Raw genomic sequence first — 5,813 nt, forward strand, 5'->3', positions numbered from 1 at the left:
GCCCACATCCGGCGGGCGAAGCCGGTCCCCCGCCGCAGCGGGACGTTCGGGTCCAGGCAGACCCGCGAGCCGACCGGCAGCAGCGGCGTCGAGCTGTGCGTCACGAGGCCGACGAGCTCGTGGCCGAACTGGCTCGGGCCCGGCCGCCGGCCGCCGATCTCCTTCAGGTCGGAGCGGCAGACGCCGACGAGCGCGGGCTCGACCAGCACGGCGTGGGGCGTGTCCGGGCGTCGCGGCCGCTCGCAGGACAGGCACGGCCCGGTGGGCGTCAGCTCGACGCTCATCGGCGTCCGCGTGGCCGGTTCGGCGCCGGGCGTCAAAGCGTCTCCAGCGCCTCACCGAACCGGTCCGCGACCAGGTTCGCGTCCTCGACCGACAGCACCAGCGGCGGCCGCAGCTCGATGACGTTGCCCAGGCCGTGCTCGGACACCCGGGTGATGACGCGCAGGTCCGTGAGCGCCTTGTTCAGCGCGGTGGCCAGCCGGTTCGAGCGGGAGCCGTCCGGCTCGACCAGTTCGACGCCCAGCATGAGGCCGACGCCCCGCACGTCGCCGACGCACGGGAAGTCGGACTGGAGCCCGCGCAGGCGGTCCATCAGCGCGGTCCCGGTGGCCCGCACGCCGGCGAGGAACTCCGGACGCCGCACCTCGTTCAGCGTCGCGACGGCCGCCGCGGCGGACAGGGTGTGACTGCCGTACGTGAAGCCGTGCATCGAGCGCGGCATGCCGACCAGGCGTTCCTCGGTGAGGATGGCGGCCAGCGGGAAGCCGCTGCCGGTCAGGCCCTTCGACAGCGTCATGATGTGCGGGGTGACGCCGAAGTGGTCGGCGGCGAAGAGGCTGCCGGTCCGGCCGAGCCCGGTCTGGTTCTCATCGAAGATCAAGATGATGCCGCGCTCGTCGCAGAACTCCTTGAGCCGCTGGAGATAGCCCGGCGGCGGCACGACGTTGCCGCCCACTCCGCTGATCGGCTCGATGATCATCGCCGCCACGCTGCCGGAGCTGGCGTAGGTGATGAAGTCCTCGATCCGGTCGACGCACCACATCCCGCACTTGTCGGGCGTCTGGCGGTAGAAGCAGCGGAAGCAGTACGGCTCGGGCACGTGGACGGCACCCTGGAGGTGGTACGGGAACGGCTCCCGCATGCGGGAGGTCCCGTTGTAGCTGGTGGCGGCGATGCTCTGGCCGACGTGACCGCGGAAGGGCACGATGACGTCGCGCTTCCCGGTGAGCCACTGGGCGATCTTGATGGCGCCCTCGTTGGCCGTCGAGCCGCCGGTGCTGCGGAGGTTGACCCGGGTGAGCGACGGCGGGCTCAGCTCCACGAGCAGTTCCATCACCCGGTCGGTCGGCGTCGTCCGAAAGGAGGAGCTGGCGAACACCAGGTCGTCGAGCTGGCCGCGCACCGCCGCGAGCACGGCCGGGTGGTTGTGCCCCAGCACGAGGTTGAAGGTGCCGGACACGCAGTCGAGGTACTCCCGGCCCTCGGAGTCCCACACGCGGACCCCCTCGCCGTGCACCAGTTCGGCGTCGCCGAGTTCGTAGTAGGCGAAGGCCCGCGCGTCGACCGCCTCCATCAGCGCACGTCCAGGCTGGCGAGCTGGGCGGTGACCCACGACTCGAGCGTCCACGGCCGCGCGGTGTCACGGCGCAGCCGCGCCGCCTCCGCGCGCTCGGCCGGAGGCGCGAGCAGCCCGGCGGCGATCGCGTCGGCCTGCTCGACCAGGTCGTACGGGTTGACCGTGCGGCACACCGGGCCGAGGACCTCGGCCGCGCCGGCCATCTCCGACAGCACCACGTCGGCGTCGCGCTCGTTGACCAGTGGCGCCTCGAAGACGCTGAGGTTCTGGCCGTCCACGGTGGAGTTGAACATCAGCAGGTCGGCGCGCTCGAAGCAGCCGAAGGTGTGGCCGACCTCGTTGTCGCAGTGCGTGCGCACGGTGTCGGGTCCCAGCTCGGCGTTGGCCTCCGCGACGGCCTTCTCCACGCGGCGCTGGTACTCCGCGTTGGCCTCGACGTACAGCCGGTTCGGGTTCATCCGCACCAGCATCCGGGCGTCGCGCAACCGCTCGTCCCGCTGGACGGCGAGGACGAAGGCGCGTACCGCGCGCTCGCCGTTTTTGATCGGGTCGGTGCGCCCGGAGTGCACCACGAGAGGGCGGTCGCCGGCCCACTCCGCGATGCCGTCGGGCAGTCGCGCGTCGCGGCGGTGGAGCGTCTCGGGGCTGTAGCCGAGCGGCTGGGTGCGGACCCGGGTCAGGTGCCCGCCGCGCCGTACGGTGCCGGCCTCGGTGTCGACCTCGGCGTCCGGCAGCAGGTCGGCGACGCAGGCGAGGAAGTTCGCGCTCCAGCGGCGGGCGAAGAAGCCGATCGTGTCGGCGGCGAGCATGCCCTCCAGCACGCCGGCGCGCATGGCGCGCGGCAGGATCCGCCAGTAGTCGGCCGAGGGCCACGGGATGTGCACGAACAGCAGGATCGGCGCGTCCGGGCGCCGCTCCCGCAGCCGCGCGGGGACGCAGACGAGCTGGTAGTCGTGGACGAGGAAGACCGGGTCCGGCTCGCCCTCGGAACGTCGCAGCATCTCGCCGGCGAAGTCCTCGGTGAACTCCGCGAACCGCTCCCAGGCCGCTCGTGTCTCGGCGCCGAAGGAGGGCTGCGTCCACCGGTCCCAGCCGTAGTTGTTCCCGGCCCACATCAGCTCGGCGGTGAGGAAGTTCTGCACGACGCGGAAGGTCTCGCGGTCATGGCGCAGCTGGTGCAGGCGCACCCCGCGTCCCGACGGCAGCTCGATGTGCATGCCGTCGGGGTTCTCCAGGGCGGCCCGGTGGTCGTCGTCGCTGTCCGCGCTGACGATCCACGCGACGTCCAGGTAGCCGGCCTGCTCGGCGACGACGTTCCCGGTACCACCGGGGGCCAGCCACGCGCGCAGTTGCCCGGTCTCCGGCTCGGGCGCGTAGCTCACCACCGCGCGCTTGCTGGCGAGGAAGACGCGTTTCGTCACAGGCGATCCTCCGCAGGTCGTGGTTCGGGTGTTGCTCCGGCGAGGGCCGCGGACGCCAGCCGGCGGGTGCCCTCGTCGACGTCGACCGGCCGCAGCCCGGCCAGCTCCGGCAGGTCCGCCGCCCGCTCGCTGTGCAGGCAGGCGTTGTCCGGCCGGCACGCGTACGCCGTACCGGCCTTGCCGGCCGGGCGGATCGGCCCCTCGTCCAGGCCGAGTCCCCTCGCGATCCGGCCGGCCCACTCGTATCGGGACAGGCGCTCGGGCCCGCCCAGGTGGAGCACGCCCGTACGGCCGGCCCGCAGCAGCGCGGCGGACCAGGCGGCGACGTCGTCGACCAGCACCGGAGTGTTCCAGTGGTCGGTGGGCGCCGCGACGGGACGGCCGTCCCGCAGCCCGCGCACGCAGGTGGTGAAGTAGTTGGGCCGGTGCCCGTCGGGGTCCCAGCCGTAGACCAGGCTGACCCGCAGGACCATGGCGTTCCCGGTGTCGAGCAGGATGCGCTCGCCGGCGAGTTTGGCCCGCCCGTACGCGTTGGCGGGCGCCACCCGATCGGACTCCCCGTAGCTGGAGCGGGTGCCCGGAAAGACGTTGTCGGTCGAGATCAGCAGGATGGGCCGGCCGGCGGCCGCGGCCGCGAGGTTGACGGCGCCGGTGCCGTGCGCGGCCATGGCCTCGTTGGCGTGCCGCTCGCACCAGGTGATGTCGGAGGGTCCGTGCACGACGACCAGGGCGTCCGGCGCGAGGCTCCGCACCGCCTCGGCGCACGCGCGGCCGTCCCGTACGTCGAGTTCGCTCCAGGGTGTGCCGTCCGCGGACCGGGCGGTCGGCGGGCGCCGGGAGCACAGCACCGCCCGGCCGCCGAGCGCGCGCATGCGGGCGCCGACGCGGCCGCCGAGGTACCCGCTGCCGACGACCATCGTCAGCACGGTCCGGCCTCGCGGTACGCGCCTTCGGGGGTGAACGGCCGGGTTCGGAGCCGGTTCGTCGGTCGGGGTGATCGGTGTCCGCGGGCCGACGCCGCTCGCACCGGCGGCGTCACTGGTTCGGCGCCGGGAACGGCGCTCTCGGTCACGTGCATCATCACGATCTTTGGCCAGAAGTCGTGTTTGATAAACATTTGGTCGAGAAGATTACTCTCGCACCTGTGCGCCACCTCCTGACCCGATTGGTTGATCTTGGTAAAAAGGAGTCCGATGGCCGAGAACAGCTATATTGTTCGTGACCGGATCCCTCTGTCCACGAACTCGTCGGCCATCGAGGTCAGTCTCGAACGACGGGACACCTATCGCATCCACGTGGTGCCCGAAGCGTCGGTCGCCACCGACATCCTCATCGACGAACTCGACGGCCGCCGCGCCGCGGTGATCACCGAACGCACCGTCGCCTCGCTGCCCGCCTACCGGATCACCGAGGCCCTCGACCAGCGTGGGCTCCTGCTGGGCAGCATGGTCGTCGACGCCGGCGAGCGCAGCAAGAGCCTCGACACGGCCTACCGTCTCCTCGACTGGCTGGCCCAGCTCGGTCTCGCGCGGCGGGACGTGGTGGTGGCCCTCGGCGGCGGAATGATCATGGATACGGTCGGCTGGGTCGCGAGTGCCTACATGCGCGGCGTGCCGTACGTCAACGTCCCCACGACCCTTCTCGCCCAGGTCGACGCCGGCATCGGCGGAAAGGTCGCGGTCGACCACAACGCCGCCAAGAACCTCGTCGGTGCGTTCTACCAGCCACGCGCCGTCATTTCCTGCCTGGAGTTCCTGGAGACGCTCGATCCGCGGCAGGCTCGCGCGGGGCTTGCCGAAGCGCTGAAAAAGGCGATAATCGCCTCACCGGAACTCTTCGAATACATTGAGCGGCACACCGACGAACTGGTGCGCTGTCATTCCGCGGCGGTCGGCCCGCTCGTCCAGGCGGCCAGCGCGATCAAGACCGAACTCGTCGGCCGCGACCCGTACGAGGTGGACCTGCGCCGCCCGCTGAACTTCGGGCACACCGTCGGGCACGCGGTCGAGACGACCACCGGTTACGGGCCCGTCCTGCACGGGGAGGCGGTCGCGTACGGGATGGTCGTGGCGCTGGACATCTCCCGCGCCCGCGGCCTGCTCGACGCCGCGCTCGCCGAACGGATCGTCGACCTGATCCGGCGGCTCGGCCTTCCGGTGCGCCTCGGGCAGCTCCGCTCCGTGCCGCCCATCGACGCCGTGCTCGGCGCGCTGGACAAGATCCGGGAGATCCGGGACGGCAGCCTGCGCTTCGTCCTCCCGGTCGAGCTGGGCACCACGCTCATCGCCGAGGACGTCACCGAGGACGAGGTGCGGCAGGCCCTGCTGCGCACCGTCGCCGACGACGTCCCGGCGGGCCGCCCATGACCGAGCGAGGCGAGGGCATCGAGAACACGCCCCGGCGGTCACCCCTTCCCGACAAAGGAGTCGAAGGCACGCGCCGGTGGTCGCTCTCCCCGACGGAGGAGGGCCCGTGACCGAGCGAAGCGAGGGAACCGAAAGCACGCCCCAGTGGTCACTCCCCCCAACAGAGGAGGGCCGCATGACCGAGCGAACCGAAGACACGTCACGCCCTCCGGCGGAGGAGGGCCCGTGACCGCCCTGTGGGCGGTCGACGCGGGCGGCAGTACGACGACGGCGATCCTTCCCGGGACCGGGGAGGCCAGGACCTACGGGTCGGTCAACCCGGCCTCGGTCGGGGCCGGGCCGGCGGCGCGGACCCTGCGCGACCTGTTCGGCAACGTCGCCCCGGCGCTGGGCGGACGGCCGGGAGCGGGGTGGATCGCCACCGCCGCGGTCGACCTGACCGGCGAC

6 protein-coding genes are annotated in these 5,813 nt (G+C 72.1%); 2 read left to right on the forward strand and 4 right to left on the reverse strand.

Annotated features, from left to right (window positions below):
• From ACFFNX_RS39950 to ACFFNX_RS39965, 4 genes are all read right to left on the reverse strand, one after another.
• Positions 1-284: alcohol dehydrogenase catalytic domain-containing protein (locus ACFFNX_RS39950; protein ID WP_378211362.1), on the reverse strand; the 284-nt coding region annotated here is incomplete at its 3' end.
• A 32-nt stretch (positions 285-316) separates the two neighbouring features.
• Positions 317-1,576 carry an aspartate aminotransferase family protein gene (locus ACFFNX_RS39955; protein WP_378211363.1) on the reverse strand — a complete coding sequence of 420 codons (1,260 nt, stop codon included), beginning with the start codon at positions 1,574-1,576 and terminating at the stop codon, positions 317-319.
• The gene (locus tag ACFFNX_RS39960) at positions 1,576-3,000 is read right to left on the reverse strand and encodes a trehalose-6-phosphate synthase (protein WP_378211365.1); all 1,425 of its coding nucleotides are present in this window, start codon (positions 2,998-3,000) and stop codon (positions 1,576-1,578) included. The genes ACFFNX_RS39955 and ACFFNX_RS39960 overlap by 1 nt, the downstream gene beginning before the upstream one ends.
• Positions 2,997-3,917, reverse strand: coding sequence for an SDR family oxidoreductase (locus ACFFNX_RS39965; RefSeq protein WP_378211366.1), 921 nt, complete (start codon positions 3,915-3,917; stop codon positions 2,997-2,999). Before ACFFNX_RS39965 ends, ACFFNX_RS39960 begins: the two co-directional genes overlap by 4 nt.
• A 276-nt stretch (positions 3,918-4,193) precedes the next feature.
• Here ACFFNX_RS39965 and aroB point away from each other — a divergent pair, with 276 nt between their 5' ends.
• Entirely contained in the window at positions 4,194-5,366 is a 1,173-nt protein-coding gene (gene aroB / locus ACFFNX_RS39970; protein ID WP_378211368.1) for a 3-dehydroquinate synthase, read from the forward strand.
• A gap of 225 nt (positions 5,367-5,591) precedes the next feature.
• The coding region (locus ACFFNX_RS39975; protein ID WP_378211369.1) for a hypothetical protein at positions 5,592-5,813 on the forward strand (222 nt) is incomplete at its 3' end.

Source organism: Actinoallomurus acaciae (genome assembly GCF_042429965.1).
GTDB classification, from domain to species: Bacteria; Actinomycetota; Actinomycetes; order Streptosporangiales; family Streptosporangiaceae; genus Actinoallomurus; species Actinoallomurus acaciae.

Coding starts and splice junctions, on each gene's coding strand:
- ACFFNX_RS39965 (WP_378211366.1), bottom strand. CDS start 3,917: ATGGTCGTCGGCAGCGGGTACCTCGGCGGCCGCGTCGGCGCCCGCATG.
- aroB (WP_378211368.1), top strand. CDS start 4,194: ATGGCCGAGAACAGCTATATTGTTCGTGACCGGATCCCTCTGTCCACG.
- ACFFNX_RS39955 (WP_378211363.1), bottom strand. CDS start 1,576: ATGGAGGCGGTCGACGCGCGGGCCTTCGCCTACTACGAACTCGGCGAC.